This window comes from Pseudoalteromonas sp. ATL1, from assembly GCF_058933015.1.
Genome location: NZ_JBZYXL010000001.1, coordinates 1,183,755 through 1,202,419, shown reverse-complemented (window position 1 = coordinate 1,202,419; position 18,665 = coordinate 1,183,755). Strand labels below are relative to the sequence as shown.

The window sequence follows — 18,665 nt, the reverse complement described above, 5'->3', positions numbered from 1 at the left end:
CTGCTATTTTGTCGAGGTGACTATGTTAGATATTGTATTGTACCAACCTGAGATCCCACCCAACACAGGGAATATCATTCGTTTATGTGCCAACACAGGCTATGCCCTGCATTTAATTGAACCTCTTGGCTTTGATTGGGATGATAAACGTGTAAAGCGTGCAGGCTTAGATTATCACGAATTTAGCAACGTACAGCGTCATGCATCATTTGAGGATTACCTTAAAAGCGCACAACCTAAACGCGTGTTCGCGTGCACAACTAAAGGAAAAACATATCACCATCAACCACAATATCAGGCTGGTGACTGTTTGCTATTTGGTCCTGAAACACGTGGTTTGCCTGAAGAGATTATTTTTTCACTTCCTGAAGAGCAACGTGTGCGAATTCCGATGCGTCCCGATAGCCGCAGCATGAACTTATCTAATGCCGTTGCCGTATTTGTGTATGAGTCTTGGCGTCAACTTGGCTTTGCTAACGCCCAATAAAGAAAAAGCGGAGTTTATTCCGCTTTTTGCTCTCTACTCAACAATGCCATCGCGGCTTCTTTAACATCTTTTTGCTGATAGAGCACTTGATAAATCTGCTCAACGATGGGCATTTCAATACCTGAGCGCTGTGCTAGCAGATAGACTTCTTTGGTGTTTCGGTAGCCTTCAACCACCTGACCAATGCTATCCATTGCCTCATCAACACCAAGGCCTTTACCGAGTGCCAACCCAAAGCGACGATTACGTGATTGGTTGTCCGTACAGGTTAAGATCAAATCACCGAGCCCAGCCATGCCCATAAAAGTTTCTGAGCGAGCACCGAGCGCTTTACCAAGTCGACATAACTCAGCCAAACCTCGGGTGATCAGTGCCGTTCGTGCGTTCGCGCCAAAACCAAAACCATCCGACATACCTGCGCCAATCGCAATCACGTTTTTCACCGCACCACCAAGCTGGATGCCGATGAAGTCATCGTTATTGTATACACGGAAAGAACGACCACAGTGCAATAACTTAGCAAGCTGCGTCGCAAATTCGGTTTGCGTTGCCGCGACAGAAATGGCGGTTGGTAACCCTGCCGCCATCTCTTTAGCAAACGTAGGGCCTGATAACACGGCCAATGGCACGCTGTCTCCGAGCTGCTGCTGCGCAACTTCTTGCAATAAACGTCCTGTATCAGGTTCCAGCCCTTTGGTTGCCCACGCAACTTTTACACCCGGTTGCAAATCCTCACGGATCATCGCAAGGGTGTCTGCAAACGCATGGCTTGGCACCACCACCAGCACGATTTCACTCGCTTTAACCGCCGCGTGTAAATCCGCTTCCAGTAACAAAGAGTCTGGAAAAGGAATATCAGGCAGATAACGTTGGTTTTTTCGCTCAGCTGCAAGCGTCGCAACATCATCTTTGTTTCGCCCCCACAATGTAACGCGATGGCCATTGCGGGCAAAACAAATAGCAAGGGCGGTGCCATACGACCCCGCCCCTAAAACAGTTACAGCTGACTGTACTGAACTCATAAATTATGCGTCAGCAGTTTGCTCAGCTTGTGCTGATTGCGCTGCGCGTTGCTGCATGTATTGTGCGAACAAAGCGTCAAAGTTAACAGGTGCTAGATTTAACTGTGGGAAAGTACCACGGTTAACAAGGCTTGCTACGGTTTCACGTGCGTAAGGGAATAGAATGTTCGGGCAGAAAGCACCTAGCATGTGTGCCATTTGCACTTCTTCTAAATCAGCGATTGAGAAAATACCCGCTTGTTGGATCTCACACAAAAACGCCGTTTCTTCACCTAATGTTGCAGTAACTGTAAGTGACAACACAACTTCAAACACATTGTTGTCTAACTTCTCTGAACGCGTGTCCATGTCTAGTTTAACTTCAGGTGTCCACTCTTTTTGGAAGATTGCTGGAGAATTTGGTGTTTCAAATGAAACATCTTTTGTGTAAATACGTTGAATGTTGAATTGTGCGCCTTCTTGTTGTTCTGCTGCGGCGTTTTGGTTCTGATCTGTCATGAGTGTTCCTAAATTCTTTAATTTTTAAAATATTAGTTTATAGATTTAGCAAAGCGTTTAGCTCGCCTCTTGCTTCAATAGCCATCATATCGTCACATCCACCGATGTGTTTTTCACCGATAAAGATCTGCGGTACGGTATAACCGCCGTTGGCCTTTTCAATCATTTGGTCACGTAACTCTGGCTGCTTGCCGATATCGTACTCTGTGTATGTTACACCTTTAGCATCAAGCAATGCTTTAGCACGGTGACAAAATGGACAATAATCTTTGGTATAAATTACAACGTCGGTCATAGCCTGCTCTCTGTTACTTTCCAGTTGTGGTTGGTAACCCTGCACTTTGCCAAGATCCCATGCCACCATTTAATACATATACGTGTTCAAAGCCCGCTTTGTGCATGGTATTCGCTATACCCGACGCGGTCATGCCTGTCGTACACACGATAATAATGGGTTTGTTCTTTTGTTTTTCAAGCCCTACAAAGTCATTTTGTTTGGCTTTTTCCGCGCTTAAGTGTATTGCACCCGCAATTCGACCCGCATTAAACTCTTTCAAAGGACGAATATCTACCACTTGCCCTTCTTCACGGTTAACCAGTAACGTCAGCTGCTGAGGGTTAATTTGTCTGATGGCTGAAAACTTACTTTTAAACCAGCTCGCGACAATCATCACAACCAACGCCAACCAGATAACACTTAAAATCGCATTATTGCCAATAAATTCGATGTATTGTTCCATGCACCTTCCAACTTTACCTTTATTGAGCACGCCGTTGATAGTCAGGTAGCGTACCCACATATTATGAATAGCCTCGAAGTATACCGTTTGCGCTCGTTTGGGTATAGCCCTTTGTCACTTGCCAATGGCGCGAATTTCACCGCTTTGGTGCAACAAAGATGAGTATTAATCATCGTTGCAGGGCTGAATATTTACACAAAACAAGGTATGCTAGGGCCAGAAATCAAGTCGCGCTTATTGTCTTAAGCCCACTTCGGCATGAATGAAGATATTAGTTCTTAAAGGAGCCCAAATGAGTACACCCAAGAAACCACTTGTTCTGATGATTTTAGACGGTTGGGGTTATCGAGAAGAAACCGAAAGTAATGCCATTTTGGCGGCAAATACACCGGTTTTAGATCATTTATGGCAGACTCGACCTCACACATTAATTTCGGGTTCTGGATTGGATGTGGGTTTGCCTGATGGGCAAATGGGTAACTCAGAAGTGGGGCATGTAAACTTAGGCGCGGGCCGTATCGTGTACCAAGACTTCACTCGAATCACCAAAGCCATTGATGACGGTGAATTTGAACACAATCCTGTTCTTGTTCAGAGCATAGACAAGGCTGTAGCCGCAGGCAAAGCCGTTCATCTTATGGGCTTACTCAGCCCCGGTGGTGTCCATAGCCATGAAGATCACATCGTTGCAGGCATAAAACTGGCAGCACAACGCGGTGCAAAAGCAGTTTACTTCCATGCCTTTTTAGATGGTCGTGACACGCCACCGAGAAGCGCTCAAGCCTCTATCGAGCGCATCGAAGCGTTGTTTGCGCAACTGAACTGTGGACGATTAGCGTCAATTATTGGCCGTTACTACGCGATGGACAGAGACAACCGTTGGGAGCGCGTTGAATCAGCCTATAACCTCATGGTTTGTGCACAAGGCGACTATCAATACAATAATGGTGTTGAAGCACTACAAGCGGCTTATGCGCGTGATGAAAACGACGAATTTGTAAAAGCCTCTGTTATTCAACCTCAAGACGCGCCTTCGGCATTAATTGAAGATGGCGATACGATGATTTTCATGAACTTCCGTGCTGATCGCGCCCGCCAAATGACCCGTGCCTTTGTTGACCCTGAATTCAGTGGATTTACGAAACAAGTCACACCAAAACTCAGCGCATTTGTGATGATGACAGAATATGCTGCCGACATTGATGCGCCAGTGGCATTTGCGCCAGAAGCGTTAAACAATGTACTAGGCGAGTGGCTTGCCAAACATGGCAAAACGCAATTACGTATTTCTGAAACCGAAAAATATGCCCATGTCACTTTCTTCTTCAGTGGCGGCAGAGAAGATGAGTTCGAGGGTGAAAAGCGCGAGTTAATCCCTTCACCGCAAGTGGCTACTTACGATTTACAACCTGAAATGAACTCTGAACTACTCACCGATAAGCTCGTCGAAGCTATCCATAGTGGTGATTATGACGTGATCATTTGTAATTATCCGAATGGCGATATGGTTGGTCACTCAGGTGTTTTTGAAGCAGCGGTAAAAGCCTGTGAAGCCGTCGATAAATGTATTGGTCGCGTTGTAGAGGCACTGGAGCAAGTGGGCGGCGAAGCGTTGATCACCGCTGATCATGGTAATGCAGAGCAAATGACTGATGTCAAAAGTGGCCAAGCACACACAGCACATACCAGTGAACCAGTGCCCTTTATTTACGTTGGCAGAGCAGCGCAAGCACATGCAAGTAAAACATTGAGTGATGTAGCACCAACCATGTTACACCTACTCGGAATGGAACAACCAAGTGAAATGACTGGCACGCCAATCATGACATTAAACTAAGTATGCATAACACACTTAGCAAGTTACTCTTGTTAGGTTTTTTATTGGCGGCAGGTAACCTTGCCGCTAATGAATCTCGCACCAAACAAGATTTAACTGAAGTACAACAAGAGCTTAAAAAGAGCCAACAAAGCTACCAGCAACAGCGACAAAAGATCGCTGCGATGCGCGCCACGCTTAAATCTCACGAACTCGGCATCGCCAAAAGTGCCAAAGCGTTATCTTTAACGCAACAAGGTATCAGCGAAAATAAACAGCAGCAGTACACCCTAAAAAATGAAGCTAAAAGCCTCATTAGCAAAAAGCAAAAGTTGCAAAAGCTACTGGCTGCACAGCTAAAAAGTGCCTACATGAATGGCACCCATGATTACTCTAAAATGCTATTAAACCAAGAGCACAGTGCCACTTTAGAGCGTACGATCAGCTACTATGACTACTTTAATAAAGCGCGTATTCAGCAGCTAGATGAACTCAAGCAAGTATTCGTAGAGCTGGCCGAAAACCAACAAAAGTTGGAAAAAAAGCAAACACAACTCGTGGCCTTATTAGCGCAACAGCAGCAGCGTCAATCAGAGTTAATTGCAGGACGTGAGCAACGTCAATCACACATTCAAAAATTGAATGCCGCTTTGCAAGAGACCGCACAAGCCATCGATTATTTAAAAGAAAATGAACAAACCCTCATCGCCACTTTGGAAGAGTTGGCAAAAGTACAAGAGCCCGCAGCCATTGTACTCGATGGCCTTGCTACCAGCAAAGGACAGCTACTTTGGCCTAGTGATGGTCGATTAAGATACAAGTTTGGACAACGTAAACATGCAGGTATGAGCTGGAAAGGTGTGCTGATCCAAGCTGAGGCAGGCACGCCTGTCAACAGCATAAGACAAGGCCAAGTAGTGTATGCCGATTGGCTTAATGGATTTGGCTGGGTCATTGTTGTCGATCACGGAGAAGGTTTTATGAGCTTGTATGGACATACTCAAACCCTACTCAAAGATGTCGGGGACCTAGTGAACACAGGGGAAACCATTGCTTTAGTTGGACAAAGCGGCGGGCAGTCTCATTCTGGTCTATACTTCGAAATACGGCATAAAGGAAGCGCTGTCGACCCGGTTAAATGGTGTAAAGCAAGTTAATTGAATAACCCGTGCTGCACCAACACTTGGAGCAGCACATGACATTCATTCACCTCATAAAACGAGCACTTCTGCAGCTAGTCAACGTATGGCGCATATCGTTACTGTGTGTTTTGCTGGGCTTGGCTTTTATTTCCGTTTCCTCGAATGCAAAACAGCAGTTTACCCAAGAGCAAGTTAACGAAATCATTTTTCATATCCATGCGTATTACGTTGAAGACTTGCCTCTAAGCCATATCCATTTCGAAAACTTCGATACGCTATTAAAGCAACTGGACCCTTACTCAAAGTATTTATCGGAAACAGAACTGGAGGCTATTTTTAGTGCGGCGAATGGACGCTACACTGGTATTGGCATTGAGGTCGAAGAACGTGAAAACCGCATCGTCATCGTCAACACGCTACCGGGTTCTCCTGCTGAACTAGCTGGCATTGAAGGAGGTGATAAGTTAGTTGCTATCAACGCTGAAGACGTCACGCACAAAAACATTGAACATGTATCCAAACTGCTTCAAGAAGCGCAACTGTCTACCATTCAAGTGACTGTCGAGCGTGCAAAAAGCAAGCTCACATTGGCACTGCGCCGTCAAGAAATTAACTTAGAAAGCGTCACAAGCCAACTGCTTACTCACGGGAATGGTTATATCTCGTTAAACAGTTTCAATAATAATAGTTTTCACGATGTAGCTCGACATATAAACAAGCTGACATCTAAAAACGGCGAACAATTGTCAGGTCTTATTATCGATCTAAGAGACAATCCCGGCGGCACATTAACAGCGGCCGTGGCAATTTCTGATCTATTTCTCAACTCAGGCGTCATCGTCTCAACCAAAGGTCGATTTTATGATGCTAATCAACAATTTAATGCTCAACATGGCGACATTCTCAACGGTGCGCCCCTGGTGGTCATGATCAATGAGAATTCAGCTTCTGCCTCTGAAATTTTGGCCGGCGCGCTACAAGACAACCAACGGGCTTTAGTGGTAGGCTCAAACTCCTTTGGCAAAGGCTCGGTACAATCACTTATCCCGATTGGGAATGGCACGACGGCTCTGAAATTAACGACAGCTCGTTACTACACGCCACAAGGACGCTCTATTGAAGGGACCGGTATTGAGCCCGATATCGTACTATCGAAGCAAGTACTTTCACAAATGAGTAAACAAGTTATAATGACTGATGAACAAACGAGCAAAAATGAGCTATTAGCGAAGTTGGACTCTCATTTGCTCAATGCTAAAAAGTTACTTAAAAACCAATAATATTTATAATTAAAACACAATAATAAGAATGGAAAAGTGCAGGGTATTTATCGGGGAATTTTAGCGCTTTGGCTACTCGCGTTGCCGTGTGCAGCTAAGCAAATAGCCATTGTTGTTGACGACATTGGCAATCACAAACGAGACTTACAGTTGCTGGAATTACCCGGACAGCTGTCGTTTTCTATTTTGCCTCATACCCCCTATTCCCAACAGTTCGCTTATTTAGCGAGTCGAGCAGATAAAGAGCTGTTACTTCATGTTCCCATGCAATCTTTACAAGACAAAGCTTTGGGGCCAGGAGGGTTGACGCTTGATATGAACAAGTGGCAATTACAAAGCACGCTTGGGCACGCATTGGCGACATTACCTCAAGTTAAAGGAGTAAATAACCATATGGGTTCAGCCTTAACGCAATATGTTGAACCGATGAAATGGACCATGGAGATACTTAAAAAGCGCGGTTTGTTTTTTTTGGATAGCCGAACAACCGAGTATACTCAAGCGCAAAATGTCGCAAATTTATATGGGGTTGAAAATATTGGCCGACACATTTTTTTAGACAATATTCCAACAGAGCAAGCGCTCAACGAACAGTTTGAAGCACTAAAAGCAAAAGCAGATAATGAAGAGTTTGCGATAGCCATAGCCCACCCTTACCCTGAAACTATTACCTTTTTACAAAATGCATTACCAGAGTTAGCAGCACAAGGATATGAGCTTGTTCCTGTATCGCGGCTTGTCGAATCTAAATACATTCAACTCGCCAAACACGCCCACACAAGTGCCGTATCACCTATTCCTGCAAGCGAATAAATAATAAAGCGAGACTGTTTGTTCATTCTTTGATCTCACCCCATGCACAGTTTGCCAATGTACGTTATAACTTTATTGTGTATTACCAATAAAGGAAGTCATTATGTTACATACGGTCGCCGATCTGATGACTGCTGATCCATTTGCCGTTGGCAGCAAAGCCTCATTAAAAGACGCCCATGATCTTATGCGAGAAAAGAATATACGGCATATCCCAGTGATTGATGAGCAAGGTATATTGCAAGGGATGTTGACGCAAAAAATTATGATCTCGAAAGTGATGGGGATTATGGCCACTTACGGTGCCAATGCGCTAGAGAGAAAAGAAAAATACACGCTCGTTGAAGACGTTATGGCAACCGACTTTGCCAGCATTCAACCCACGCAAAACCTAGCAGAAGTGGCGGAGTTTTTTGTGACTAATCGACATGGTTGCATGCCTGTAGTTGACGAACAAAATAAGCTATTGGGTATTCTGACGTCGTCAGATTTTGTGCGCTTAGCAGCAGCATTACTTTCATAGCATGGCAAGTAACAATGCCCACATCGGCATTGTTACTTCAGCTTCGTTAATGTGGTGATTAGGCTTTTTCTGCCAGCGTTCTAGCGACGGTACGCATGCCTAATGTAGTTGCACCAGCTGACCACTGGGCACTTGCACCATCTCGAAACGACGCTGCTAAATCAATATGCACCCAGCCCTTACCTTCATTTGGCACAAAGCGAGACAAAAATCCAGCTGCATTGGAGGCGCCACCAAAACCACCGCCTTTTTGCGCTCGGCTATTGGCTGTATCCGCATACGCTGAAGGGCAGTTATTCTGGTGCCACTTTTCAAGTGGGAGTGGCCAAGCCGCTTCAAACTCTTGCTCAGCATACTGCTGAACATCACTGACTAGCTCTTTATCTAAACCAAATAATGCATTGTACTCTTGGCCTACCGCAACAAGCGCAGCACCGGTTAACGTAGCTGCATCAATGATTAACTCAGCACCGCTTTCACCAGCCGCCATCAAACCGTCTGCCAGTACCAAACGACCTTCAGCATCGGTATTCACAATCTCTACGGTGGTGCCATTTTTATAGGTCAGGATATCACCCAGTTTATATGCATGCCCTGAGATCAAATTCTCCGCACAGCACAAAAACAGTTTGATGCGTTTATTGATACCTCGTTGAATAGCCAACGCTAGACCCGCCGTGACGGTTGCAGCGCCGCCCATATCACATTTCATGCCCAGCATACCCTCGCTTGGCTTGATTGAATAACCGCCCGAGTCAAAGGTGATCCCCTTGCCGACCAAAGCCGCACTCACTGGTGCTTGTGCGTCACCCGTTGGGTTGTAATCTAATTCTAGTAATACCGGAGGACGCTCACTACCGCGACCTACTTCATGAATACCAATCCATTGCTGTTCGAGTAGCGCTTTACCTTTAATGATTTGATAGCTTACATGTTCAGGTGCAAGAGACTGAATAAACTCAGCAGCTTTACCCGCCAAACTTTCGGGATAAATATCTTCTGCTGTGCCATTGATCATTTGTCTTGCCCACGTCGCAGACGTTTGCAAAGCCGCCAACTCATTTAAATCTGACTTAGCGTTTTCAACAAATGCGACTCCAGTTAATTGCTTAGGGCTGACAAAACCTTGATAAAAGGCCCATTGCGATTCGGTGCACCAATCATCACCTTGCAGTTCAACCTGAGTAATACCTTGCTGAGCCAATGTTCTTGCGGCTTTTTGAATATTCTTCAACGTTTCCACTTCATTTAAGTGGATCGTTGCTCCTTGGTTATCAAAAGATAACGCTGCATTAGCTCCCCAATGTGGTGCAGCGGCTTGTTCGCTTAAACGGACAGTAAATTTGTCTGACATAGTTATGATTACTCTTGCGCTTATGAATGACTTAGAGTGTACACTAGCGCGTACTTTGACCCAACCTAATGCGATTAATTGATGAAATTTTCAAGCCCACTCAAAAAAGCCACGCTCATTAAACGCTATAAACGCTTTTTAGTGGATTTACAGTGTGATCAGCAAGGAGAGTTCACCGTTCACTGTGCCAACACGGGTAAAATGACGGGCTGTGCCGAGCAAGGTTTTGGTGCTTACTACTCAACCAGTGACAATCCTAAACGAAAATACCCACACTCTTTAGAGCTTACCCAGAATACCGATGGCGAGCTGATTTGTGTAAACACCGCGCATGCCAACCAAGTCGCCTATGAAGCAATTGAACAAGGTCTGCTTGGTGAATTAACCGGATACACGCAAATACAACGGGAAGTGAAATATGGACACGAAAACAGCCGTATCGATATTTTACTCTCTAAAGAAGGCAGCCCAACATGTTACATTGAAGTGAAGTCAGTCACTTTGTTAGAAGGGAGCAAAGGCTACTTCCCCGACGCACAAACAGTGAGAGGACAAAAGCACCTGCGTGAGCTGATAGCATTAAAACAACAAGGGATCCGAGCTGTATTGCTATTTATAGTCATGCATGAAGGTATCCACAACGTTCGCCCCGCAGCCCATATCGATGCCAAGTATGCAGAATTATTCGCTCAGGCTGCAGCTGAAGGTGTTGAAATTCTCGCTTATAAAACAGCAATTTGTGAAAAACAGATCATAATAAGTCAACAACTTCCTGTTATTATGAGTTGAAATAAATAAATCTACCCATATATCGCAGAGAATTAGAACTTAGCCTCTAAGACTGAGATAGCTAAGCGAACATCATACTTAAAAATGAAAAAATGTTTGCCTAGGGGGTGAGATTCTGCTATTTATAGCCGCCGGCGCAAGCTGGGGTATTGTTTTAAGGATTTAGGAGAATTCTATGCCAGACCAAAAGAAACTGGGGTTATTGGCTCAAGCCGGTTTAGATCCGTACCAGGAAAAACCGGGCGAAGAATACATGAATGACGCACAACGTGCGCATTTCAAAGCAATTTTAGAAGCATGGCGTAAAGATCTACGTAACGAAGTAGACCGTACAAAAACGCACATGCAAGACGAAGCAGCAAACTTTCCTGATCCTGTTGACCGCGCAGCTCAAGAAGAAGAGTTTTCTTTAGAACTACGCACGCGTGACCGTGAACGTAAGCTGATCAAAAAGATTGAAAAGACACTGCAACTGATTGAAGACGATGATTTTGGTTACTGCGAATCGTGCGGTATCGAAATTGGTATCCGTCGCTTAGAGGCGCGTCCGACAGCCGACCTATGTGTTGATTGTAAAACACTGGCTGAAATCAAAGAAAAGCAAAACGGCCGAGGCTAACCTCAGCCAACTATGCTCACCCCAGCAGTATCAAATACAGGGAGCTATCGAGGCCGATTTGCTCCCTCGCCTTCGGGTCCCTTACATTTTGGCTCACTCGTTGCCGCGTTAGCGAGCTATCTCGATGCCAAAGCAAATCAAGGCAAATGGTTGGTGCGTATCGAAGATATTGATACCCCCAGAGTCGTCCAAGGTGCCGATAGTGACATTTTATCTACCTTAGAAGCGTATGGTCTCCATTGGGACGAGACGGTTGTTTACCAAAGCCAGCGTCACTCGTTGTATCAACAGGCACTAACGCAACTTAAGCAGCAAGAACTGGTCTATGCTTGCGCATGTACTCGCAAAGAAATAAAAGCGCGAGGTGGATTTTATGATAACTATTGCCGAGCCCTAAACCTACCTGACGCAAACAATGCTTTACGTTTGCAGCAAAACTATCCGGTTTACGAATTCGATGATCTCATTCAGGGCCGAGTACACATTCCACAGAACATTGCTCGCGAAGATTACGTGATCAAACGCCGAGATAGGCTGTTTGCTTATCAGCTAGTTGTGGTATTGGATGATATCGAGCAAGGAATCAACCACGTTGTACGAGGAGCTGATTTAGTTGAACCCACCGCTCGACAACTCGGTTTGTTTCAGCAGCTGGGTTATAGCGCACCAAAGTATGCACATGTTCCTTTGGTCGTATCAAAGCCTGGATTTAAACTATCAAAGCAAAACTACGCCCCTGCAATTGATAAAAAGAACCCAGAGCCTGCAACACTTGAAGCTTTGCAGTTTTTGGGTTTAACGCCCCCAAAAGCACTTTCTGGCGCAGCGATTGCTGAAATCATAGAATGGGCAATCGGTGAGTTTGCACTGAGTAAAGTACCTAAAATGCTTGAAAAGCAGCTTATTTTGCAGCCATAGAGCACAATATTTAGCACGGTAACTTAATTTTTTGCCGGCACTGGTATATTATAGCGTGCCTCGTGGTCAACCCTACGATCGGCATGTTTAATGGTATATCTACTTCGTTTTTTGGGAGACGGGTTATTATTTCTAAATTATTTAAGTTCTGTAGGCAGTTAGTCGGCCAAAATGAGGCCCAAGCTATGTCTGTCGCTTGCACTGAACCAAAAGTGATCCCGCGCAGTGAACATAATATTTCACGCAAACAATTTAGCCCAAATGCAATCAAGGTACTCTATCGTCTAAAAGACGGTGGCTATGACGCGTACCTCGTTGGTGGTTGTATTCGTGATATTTTGTTAGGGATAGAGCCAAAGGACTTTGATGTTGTAACTAACGCGACACCAGAGCAAGTTAAAAAGCTATTTAGAAATTGTCGCTTAATTGGACGTCGCTTTCGTTTGGCACACATTGTGTTTGGTCGAGAAATCATTGAAGTGGCAACCATGCGTGGCCATCATCAAGGTCAAGATGAAAAGAACCCAATTAGCCAATCGAGCGAACATGGTCAGCTGCTGCGCGATAATGTGTATGGCACCATTGAGGAAGACGCCGAACGTCGAGACTTTTCGATCAATGCACTCTACTACTCAGTGAATGATTTCAGTATTCATGATTTTGCTAACGGTATTGAAGCCATTAAAGCACGAAAAATAGAACTCATTGGCGACCCAGAAACGCGTTACCGCGAAGACCCAGTGCGTATGCTACGTGCCGTACGTTTTGCGACTAAGTTAGATATGCAAATTGCACCGGCGACTAAAACGCCTATCACAGAGCTCGCAGATCTGCTGAGCAACATTCCGCCTGCCCGCCTGTTTGAAGAAACGCTGAAGCTATTCTTAAACGGCAAGGCCGAAGACAATTTTAATATGCTCCGCGAGTTTGGCTTGTTTAAACAACTGTTCCCTGCACTTGATGCCATTTTAGAGCAAAGTGAAACAGGCTTTGAACAGCGCTTTATCACACAAATGTTTGCCAATACGGATCAACGTATCAATGCAGATAAGAAAGTCACGCCTGCGTTCGTTTACGCCGCACTATTGTGGTTCCCTTTGTTAAAGCGCTGTGAGCAATTGCAACAACAAGAACAACTGTCTGACTATGATGCATTCGCGCAAGCAATGAATTTAGTACTGAGTGAGAATGCTCAGCATATTGCAGTACCAAAACGCTTTACACTAGGTGCAAGGGATATCTGGCATATTCAAATGCGCTTAGATAAACGAGGAGGTCAACGCGCTTATCGCTTAAGCCAGCAACCAAGATTTAAAGCTGCGTATGATTTCCTGCTACTTAGAGTCGAAAGCGGAGAAACACAGCAACAGTCGCTCGCTGATTGGTGGACCAATTACTTACAGCAAGACATCAATGGTCAAAAAGACATGGTGCGCTCACTGTCATCGCAAGAAACTGGCAAACCTCGTCGTCGCTATCGTCGTAAACCAAAGAAGAAACCGCAAGGTAATGAATAAGGTATATATTGGCTTAGGCGCCAATCTCAACGAGCCAATGGCACAACTTAAACGTGCAATAGATGCGCTAAAAGACTTGTCACAATGCCGCTTTGTCAGTTGTTCGCGTTTTTATGGTTCAAAGCCTATGGGCCCTCAAGATCAACCCGACTATGTTAACGCGGTTGCTTGTATTGAAACTGACTTGGCCGCAGAAACGCTCTTAGATGCGCTGCAAAAAATTGAGCTTGAGCAAGGTCGAGTTCGCAAAGACGAACGCTGGGGTCCACGCACGCTCGATTTAGATATATTACTTTTTGGCGAACAACAAATCAGTACTGATCGCTTAACCGTGCCTCATTACGGTTTGTGCCAACGTGAATTTGTTGTTTACCCGTTGCATGAAATTGCCCCTCACCTTGAGCTACCTTCAGGTGAAAAACTTGAAGATATTTGTAAACAAGTGCCGTTAAACGGTTTAACTCCCATTCAATAACAAAAAGACATTCCATTAAGAGGACTGACATGGCTAAGGTAACTGTATCAACACTAGCAAAAATGAAAAAACAGCAAAAAAAGATCACGGCACTGACGGCCTATGATGCTAGTTTTGCAAAACTCTTTCATGATAACGGTGTCGATATCGTTTTAGTCGGCGACTCTTTGGGCATGGTTTTGCAAGGTGGTGAAGATACACTTTCGGTTAGCAATGATGACATCGCCTACCACACACGCTGTGTGCGAGCTGGTAGTAAAGAGCTGTTTGTCATCGCGGATATGCCGTTTATGACATACTCTAACCCGGCACAAGCATGTGAGAATGCGGCACAACTTATGCGTTCGGGCGCTAATATGGTCAAGCTTGAAGGCGGAGAGTGGTTACTCGATAGCATTCGCACGTTAACCCAACAAGGGATCCCGGTGTGCGGTCACTTGGGATTAACACCACAATCAGTCAACGTATTTGGCGGCTTTAAAATACAAGGTCGTCAAAACGAGCAGGCAGAACGTATGATAGCCGATGCCAAAGCGCTTGAAGACGCTGGGGCCCAACTACTTGTAGTTGAATGTATTCCATCTGAGCTAGCCAAACGTATTTCACAAGCGCTGACGATCCCAGTTATAGGTATTGGCGCAGGTAAAGATACGGATGGCCAAATTCTTGTTATGCACGACCTCGTTGGCATTTCAGCGGGCTATATACCTAAATTTTCTAAAAACTTTTTAGCTGAAACAGGCAATATGCCTGCTGCAGTTAAAAAGTACTGCCAAGATGTACAATCAGGCGCATTTCCAACTTCTGAACACGAGTTTAACTAATGCAATCTGTGACCGAAATAAAATCACTACGAAGCCAAATTAAAGCCTGGCGTCAACAAGGCTTAACCATCGCCTTTGTACCGACGATGGGCAACTTACATAATGGACACTTTTCATTGGTCGAAAAAGCTAAAAACCTCGCCGATAAAGTGGTGGTGAGCATTTTTGTTAACCCAATGCAATTTGGCGCATCCGAAGATTTAGATAGCTATCCAAGAACACTAACACAAGACAAACAAGGGCTAGCTGATTTAGATACAGACCTAGTTTTTACACCGAGTGTAGAAACCATGTACCCTAATGGCTTATCAGCACAAAGCTATGTCGATGTACCTGAAGTATCGTTAGGCTATTGTGGTGGCTCGCGTCCGGGACATTTTAAAGGTGTTGCGACCGTTGTCACTAAACTGTTTAATATGGTACAACCCGATATCGCCTGTTTTGGAGAGAAAGACTTTCAGCAGCTTCAGGTGATAAAAACCATGGTACGCGACCTGTCTATGCCGATTGAAATTGTCGGAGTGCCCACTAAGCGTGAAGAAAGCGGCCTTGCAATGAGTTCTCGAAACGGTTATTTAAGTGCCAAAGAAAAAGACATTGCAAAAGCACTTTTCAAAACGCTTAGTGAGGCTGAAACAGCGCTTAAAGCCCAAAAACAAGATATTAAAGCAATTGAAGAAGAAGCAAAACAAAAGCTTACTGAACAAGGTTTGAAGCCTGATTATTTTAGCATTGCAAATGCATCAACACTAAAGCCTGCTACACTGGAAGATACGCAATTAGTGATTTTGGCTGCCGCATATTTAGGCTCAGTTAGACTGTTAGATAATTTGCAAGTTAGCCTTTAACAAGGAAATGTCATGAAAAAGCTCGTTATGCTTACCTGCACGCTTTTTATCAGTGCTTGCCAAAACAATAACTCCGTAGAGTTAAATTTTTGTGCACAACAAAATTATCAATGTGAAACACAATGCGAACGAGTGGCGCCTAAAGACAGCTTATCAAACCAAATGTGTTTGGGTGAGTGTACTGACAACTTCAACAGTTGTAAGCAAGAAGCTGAATTATTGACAAAAACCAGTCAAACTCCTGAATAAAGTAAAGCGCAAATTTCCACTTAATAAAAATACCACTCAAACTCGAGTGGTTTTTTTCGCTCAAATATCGATATCGAATACCATTAATACGCAATAACACTTGAGCATTTTGCGGGGTAAAACTTGCCGCTAGCTGCGGTAAAATTTTCTCATTTAGCGCAACTAAATCAAGAAATTTTAACCTTGCCTACATGGGTATAGGTACCTTGGCGATAACAAGACGCGGTAGCGGTACGGTAGACAAAATTTTCTTGCCTCAAAATTGACCACCTAGTTAAGTGGATTAGCAAAAAATAAAAAACGGCCCACATAATCATGTGGGCCGCTTAGAGCGCGGTGTAAACAGTCCAGATTGTTTACATATAAATCTTATAACAAACCTAGCTTCTTCAGCTCAGCGCTTGCCATTTTGCCAGAAAGCGGCACGTAACCGTCTTTCTCTACAATTTTTTGACCGTCTTGTGAAAGTACCATCTTCAAGAATTCAGCTTCGATTGGCGCTAAAGGCTTGTTTGGATGCTTGTTTACATAAAGGTATAAGAAACGCGACAATGGATATTTACCTTGTGCTACGTTCTCAAGCGTTGCGTCAACGAAGTTATTACCTTTTTTCGCTAATGGCACCGTACGTACACCCGAGGTTTTATAACCAATGCCTGAGTAACCAATTGCATTCACTGATGATGAAATTGACTGTACAACCGATGCTGAGCCAGGTTGCTCGTTGACGTTGTTACGGAAGTCGCCTTTACACAATGCTTTTTTCTTGAAATAGCCGTATGTACCAGATACTGAGTTACGGCCGTAAAGCTGTACGTCTTTAACTGCCCAGTCACCTGTTAAACCAACATCACTCCAACGAGTAACTTCTTCCGAAGCACCACATTTACGCGTTGAAGAGAAAATCGCATCAACTTGGTCGATACGTAAACCTTCAATCGGGTTATCTTTATGAACAAATACCGCTAGTGCGTCGATAGCTACGCGCACTTCTGTTGGCTTGTAGCCATAACGCTTTTCAAATGCTTCGATTTCTTTTGATTTCATCTTGCGGCTCATTGGGCCGAAGTTAGCAGTTGCTTCCGTTAATGCTGGTGGCGCAGTTGAAGAACCCGCAGCTTGAATTTGAATATTTACGTTAGGATAAATACGCTTATACTCTTCCGCCCAAAACGTCATCATGTTTGCTAACGTATCAGAACCAACTGAAGAGAAGTTACCTGAGATCCCGCTGGTTTTATTGTATTCTGGTAGTGTTTTATCCAACGCTGATACTTGTGTTGAAACTAATGTTGTTACAGCCACACCCATTGCGGCAACTAAGCTTTTAAATTTCATTGGGGTTACTCCAATTGTTCGTCCCATTTAAATGACGCCGACTATTTTGCAGCCATTCAATGACAGAAAAATTACTTCTACATGACACTTTTATGACTTTCGTTATTTGTCATAAAAACGACCTTTGTTTTGGGAAAGGCAAAAGAGAAGCATGATCCTTCACCTAGTGTACTTTGTATTTCTAAGTTTGATTCATGACGTGTTAGCACGTGTTTGGTGATTGCAAGCCCCAAACCAGAGCCACCGGTCTTACGGCTGCGGGCCTTATCCACTCTATAAAAACGCTCCGTCAATCTGTGAATATGCTCTGCAGCAATACCATCACCATTATCAATCACTGAAAAACTAGGTTGACCTTGCTCGTTGCAAAACCAATTTACTTCGACCTTGCCCTCAGACTTCGTGTAATGAATGGCATTAAAAACTAAGTTAGAAAATGCACTTCGCAACTCATCCGCAGTTCCAACAATATCTAATGTTTGATCAACATTGAAAATCAGCTCATGGTGCTTTTCTTGGTTCAATGATTTCGCTTCAGTTTCAATCAATGCCAACATGGCAGGCACATTGACCGGTTTGTCTTTATCTTGCTTGCGTGCACCTTCAATACGCGACAACGACAATAACTGATTAACCAAGCTATCCATGCGCTTACATTGTTCAATCATCGTAAAATGCGCTTTATTCCACATACTAGGTGGTGGTAAGTTGTCACTGTCCAGCATCTCTAAATAGCCAGTGACGACCGTTAAAGGCGTTCTTAGCTCATGAGACACGTTGGCAACAAAGTCTTTGCGCATCTGCTCCAATTGCTTCAAACGAGTAATGTCGCGCACCACCATCATGAGTTGCTCTGCATATGGCATGACTCGAAATTCTAGCACTTGCTCACTGGCATGACCTGAATCTAACTCTAACGGTTCATCAAACTCATGATCATGCATATATTTGGCAAACTTGGGATCTCGGATCAAGTTATCTAGCCGCTGCCCATGATCTGTAGGCCATTGAAGCCCGAGCACTTTAAGTGCTAACTGATTACACCACACAATACTTAAGTCTTGCTGTAACACAACGACCGCATCGGGCACCGCTTCCGCACCTTCACGAAATCGGCGGATCAACTCAGCTAATTCATTACGTTTTTTCCGATTGCGGTGTTGAAGATGATAGATCCCTTCAAAAATCTGCTCCCACGCGCCTTCCCCTTCCGGAGGATTAAAGCTTCGTTGATTTAGCAACCAATCGCTTAAGCGGTATAACTGATGGTAATGCCACAATAATAGCGAAAGTGAGCCAATGAAGAGTAAAAGAAACGGCGTACCAATCAGAATACCGATCAAAGTTAAAGGTAGAAAATACAAAAACAGGCGTTTGAATAACGCCTGTTTATTAATCACTCGGTACATAGAT

At 44.3% G+C, this 18,665-nt stretch carries 21 protein-coding genes; 14 read left to right on the top strand and 7 right to left on the bottom strand.

Annotated elements, in window-relative coordinates:
* The first annotated feature begins 22 nt into the window (after positions 1-22).
* The gene (gene trmL, locus AC5FX4_RS05325) at positions 23-487 is read left to right on the top strand and encodes a tRNA (uridine(34)/cytosine(34)/5-carboxymethylaminomethyluridine(34)-2'-O)-methyltransferase TrmL (protein ID WP_493605437.1); all 465 of its coding nucleotides are present in this window, start codon (positions 23-25) and stop codon (positions 485-487) included.
* 14 nt (positions 488-501) lie between these two features.
* Here the strand turns inward: trmL and gpsA are convergent, their stop codons facing one another.
* From gpsA to AC5FX4_RS05305, 4 genes are read right to left on the bottom strand one after another with little or no spacing between them, the layout of a single operon-like run.
* A complete protein-coding gene (gene gpsA, locus AC5FX4_RS05320) occupies positions 502-1,509 on the bottom strand; it encodes an NAD(P)H-dependent glycerol-3-phosphate dehydrogenase (RefSeq protein WP_493605436.1) in 1,008 nt (335 codons plus the stop codon).
* Between the two features lie 3 nt (positions 1,510-1,512).
* The gene (secB, locus tag AC5FX4_RS05315; RefSeq protein WP_493605435.1) at positions 1,513-2,007 is read right to left on the bottom strand and encodes a protein-export chaperone SecB; all 495 of its coding nucleotides are present in this window, start codon (positions 2,005-2,007) and stop codon (positions 1,513-1,515) included.
* A 37-nt stretch (positions 2,008-2,044) separates the two neighbouring features.
* Complete coding sequence (gene grxC / locus AC5FX4_RS05310) at positions 2,045-2,302, bottom strand: glutaredoxin 3 (protein WP_493605434.1); 258 nt, start codon at positions 2,300-2,302, stop codon at positions 2,045-2,047.
* 13 nt (positions 2,303-2,315) lie between these two features.
* Positions 2,316-2,747: a rhodanese-like domain-containing protein gene (locus AC5FX4_RS05305; protein WP_493605433.1), complete on the bottom strand. Its 432-nt coding sequence runs from the start codon at positions 2,745-2,747 to the stop codon at positions 2,316-2,318.
* Positions 2,748-3,039: 292 nt separating this feature from the next.
* Here AC5FX4_RS05305 and gpmM point away from each other — a divergent pair, with 292 nt between their 5' ends.
* From gpmM to AC5FX4_RS05280, 5 genes are all read left to right on the top strand, one after another.
* Positions 3,040-4,584 (top strand): 2,3-bisphosphoglycerate-independent phosphoglycerate mutase, encoded by a 1,545-nt coding sequence (gene gpmM, locus AC5FX4_RS05300; RefSeq protein ID WP_493605432.1) that lies wholly within the window; start codon positions 3,040-3,042, stop codon positions 4,582-4,584.
* A gap of 2 nt (positions 4,585-4,586) precedes the next feature.
* Positions 4,587-5,720, top strand: a complete 1,134-nt coding sequence (locus AC5FX4_RS05295) for a murein hydrolase activator EnvC family protein (protein ID WP_493605431.1) — start codon at positions 4,587-4,589, stop codon at positions 5,718-5,720.
* A gap of 38 nt (positions 5,721-5,758) precedes the next feature.
* On the top strand, positions 5,759-6,985 hold the full coding sequence (locus tag AC5FX4_RS05290; RefSeq protein ID WP_493605430.1) for a S41 family peptidase: 1,227 nt from the start codon (positions 5,759-5,761) through the stop codon (positions 6,983-6,985).
* Between the two features lie 36 nt (positions 6,986-7,021).
* The gene (locus AC5FX4_RS05285) at positions 7,022-7,798 is read left to right on the top strand and encodes a divergent polysaccharide deacetylase family protein (protein WP_493605429.1); all 777 of its coding nucleotides are present in this window, start codon (positions 7,022-7,024) and stop codon (positions 7,796-7,798) included.
* A gap of 103 nt (positions 7,799-7,901) precedes the next feature.
* Positions 7,902-8,321, top strand: coding sequence for a CBS domain-containing protein (locus AC5FX4_RS05280; RefSeq protein WP_493605428.1), 420 nt, complete (start codon positions 7,902-7,904; stop codon positions 8,319-8,321).
* A 58-nt stretch (positions 8,322-8,379) separates the two neighbouring features.
* Here AC5FX4_RS05280 and pepB read toward each other — a convergent pair whose 3' ends face one another.
* Positions 8,380-9,675, bottom strand: a complete 1,296-nt coding sequence (gene pepB / locus AC5FX4_RS05275) for an aminopeptidase PepB (protein ID WP_493605427.1) — start codon at positions 9,673-9,675, stop codon at positions 8,380-8,382.
* An 81-nt stretch (positions 9,676-9,756) separates the two neighbouring features.
* Between pepB and sfsA the strand changes: the two genes are divergently transcribed.
* The 8 genes from sfsA (at position 9,757) to AC5FX4_RS05235 (ending at position 15,914) form a co-directional block, all read left to right on the top strand.
* A complete protein-coding gene (gene sfsA / locus AC5FX4_RS05270; protein ID WP_493605426.1) occupies positions 9,757-10,464 on the top strand; it encodes a DNA/RNA nuclease SfsA in 708 nt (235 codons plus the stop codon).
* Positions 10,465-10,639: 175 nt separating this feature from the next.
* The gene (gene dksA, locus AC5FX4_RS05265; protein ID WP_493605425.1) at positions 10,640-11,083 is read left to right on the top strand and encodes an RNA polymerase-binding protein DksA; all 444 of its coding nucleotides are present in this window, start codon (positions 10,640-10,642) and stop codon (positions 11,081-11,083) included.
* A 12-nt stretch (positions 11,084-11,095) separates the two neighbouring features.
* Positions 11,096-12,001 carry a tRNA glutamyl-Q(34) synthetase GluQRS gene (gene gluQRS, locus AC5FX4_RS05260; protein WP_493605424.1) on the top strand — a complete coding sequence of 302 codons (906 nt, stop codon included), beginning with the start codon at positions 11,096-11,098 and terminating at the stop codon, positions 11,999-12,001.
* Positions 12,002-12,186: 185 nt separating this feature from the next.
* Positions 12,187-13,518, top strand: a complete 1,332-nt coding sequence (pcnB, locus tag AC5FX4_RS05255) for a polynucleotide adenylyltransferase PcnB (protein ID WP_493605423.1) — start codon at positions 12,187-12,189, stop codon at positions 13,516-13,518.
* Positions 13,511-13,993 (top strand): 2-amino-4-hydroxy-6-hydroxymethyldihydropteridine diphosphokinase, encoded by a 483-nt coding sequence (gene folK / locus AC5FX4_RS05250; RefSeq protein ID WP_493605422.1) that lies wholly within the window; start codon positions 13,511-13,513, stop codon positions 13,991-13,993. The genes pcnB and folK overlap by 8 nt, the downstream gene beginning before the upstream one ends.
* Before the next feature lie 29 nt (positions 13,994-14,022).
* Positions 14,023-14,817, top strand: coding sequence for a 3-methyl-2-oxobutanoate hydroxymethyltransferase (panB, locus tag AC5FX4_RS05245; RefSeq protein WP_493605421.1), 795 nt, complete (start codon positions 14,023-14,025; stop codon positions 14,815-14,817).
* On the top strand, positions 14,817-15,665 hold the full coding sequence (gene panC / locus AC5FX4_RS05240) for a pantoate--beta-alanine ligase (protein WP_493605420.1): 849 nt from the start codon (positions 14,817-14,819) through the stop codon (positions 15,663-15,665). Before panB ends, panC begins: the two co-directional genes overlap by 1 nt.
* Positions 15,666-15,677: 12 nt before the next feature.
* On the top strand, positions 15,678-15,914 hold the full coding sequence (locus AC5FX4_RS05235; RefSeq protein ID WP_493605419.1) for a hypothetical protein: 237 nt from the start codon (positions 15,678-15,680) through the stop codon (positions 15,912-15,914).
* Between the two features lie 369 nt (positions 15,915-16,283).
* Here AC5FX4_RS05235 and AC5FX4_RS05230 read toward each other — a convergent pair whose 3' ends face one another.
* Positions 16,284-17,252, bottom strand: a complete 969-nt coding sequence (locus AC5FX4_RS05230) for a PstS family phosphate ABC transporter substrate-binding protein (RefSeq protein WP_493605418.1) — start codon at positions 17,250-17,252, stop codon at positions 16,284-16,286.
* A 77-nt stretch (positions 17,253-17,329) separates the two neighbouring features.
* Entirely contained in the window at positions 17,330-18,661 is a 1,332-nt protein-coding gene (phoR, locus tag AC5FX4_RS05225; protein ID WP_493605417.1) for a phosphate regulon sensor histidine kinase PhoR, read from the bottom strand.
* Positions 18,662-18,665 lie beyond the last annotated feature (4 nt).

Excerpts from the sequence above, each read along its gene's own strand:
- AC5FX4_RS05230 (WP_493605418.1), bottom strand. The coding sequence starts at position 17,252 with ATGAAATTTAAAAGCTTAGTTGCCGCAATGGGTGTGGCTGTAACAACA.
- gpsA (WP_493605436.1), bottom strand. The coding sequence starts at position 1,509 with ATGAGTTCAGTACAGTCAGCTGTAACTGTTTTAGGGGCGGGGTCGTAT.
- phoR (WP_493605417.1), bottom strand. The coding sequence starts at position 18,661 with ATGTACCGAGTGATTAATAAACAGGCGTTATTCAAACGCCTGTTTTTG.
- panC (WP_493605420.1), top strand. The coding sequence starts at position 14,817 with ATGCAATCTGTGACCGAAATAAAATCACTACGAAGCCAAATTAAAGCC.
- pepB (WP_493605427.1), bottom strand. The coding sequence starts at position 9,675 with ATGTCAGACAAATTTACTGTCCGTTTAAGCGAACAAGCCGCTGCACCA.
- trmL (WP_493605437.1), top strand. The coding sequence starts at position 23 with ATGTTAGATATTGTATTGTACCAACCTGAGATCCCACCCAACACAGGG.
- folK (WP_493605422.1), top strand. The coding sequence starts at position 13,511 with ATGAATAAGGTATATATTGGCTTAGGCGCCAATCTCAACGAGCCAATG.
- dksA (WP_493605425.1), top strand. The coding sequence starts at position 10,640 with ATGCCAGACCAAAAGAAACTGGGGTTATTGGCTCAAGCCGGTTTAGAT.
- AC5FX4_RS05305 (WP_493605433.1), bottom strand. The coding sequence starts at position 2,747 with ATGGAACAATACATCGAATTTATTGGCAATAATGCGATTTTAAGTGTT.
- AC5FX4_RS05290 (WP_493605430.1), top strand. The coding sequence starts at position 5,759 with ATGACATTCATTCACCTCATAAAACGAGCACTTCTGCAGCTAGTCAAC.
- AC5FX4_RS05295 (WP_493605431.1), top strand. The coding sequence starts at position 4,587 with ATGCATAACACACTTAGCAAGTTACTCTTGTTAGGTTTTTTATTGGCG.
- grxC (WP_493605434.1), bottom strand. The coding sequence starts at position 2,302 with ATGACCGACGTTGTAATTTATACCAAAGATTATTGTCCATTTTGTCAC.
- gpmM (WP_493605432.1), top strand. The coding sequence starts at position 3,040 with ATGAGTACACCCAAGAAACCACTTGTTCTGATGATTTTAGACGGTTGG.
- pcnB (WP_493605423.1), top strand. The coding sequence starts at position 12,187 with ATGTCTGTCGCTTGCACTGAACCAAAAGTGATCCCGCGCAGTGAACAT.
- AC5FX4_RS05235 (WP_493605419.1), top strand. The coding sequence starts at position 15,678 with ATGAAAAAGCTCGTTATGCTTACCTGCACGCTTTTTATCAGTGCTTGC.
- panB (WP_493605421.1), top strand. The coding sequence starts at position 14,023 with ATGGCTAAGGTAACTGTATCAACACTAGCAAAAATGAAAAAACAGCAA.
- gluQRS (WP_493605424.1), top strand. The coding sequence starts at position 11,096 with ATGCTCACCCCAGCAGTATCAAATACAGGGAGCTATCGAGGCCGATTT.
- AC5FX4_RS05280 (WP_493605428.1), top strand. The coding sequence starts at position 7,902 with ATGTTACATACGGTCGCCGATCTGATGACTGCTGATCCATTTGCCGTT.
- sfsA (WP_493605426.1), top strand. The coding sequence starts at position 9,757 with ATGAAATTTTCAAGCCCACTCAAAAAAGCCACGCTCATTAAACGCTAT.
- secB (WP_493605435.1), bottom strand. The coding sequence starts at position 2,007 with ATGACAGATCAGAACCAAAACGCCGCAGCAGAACAACAAGAAGGCGCA.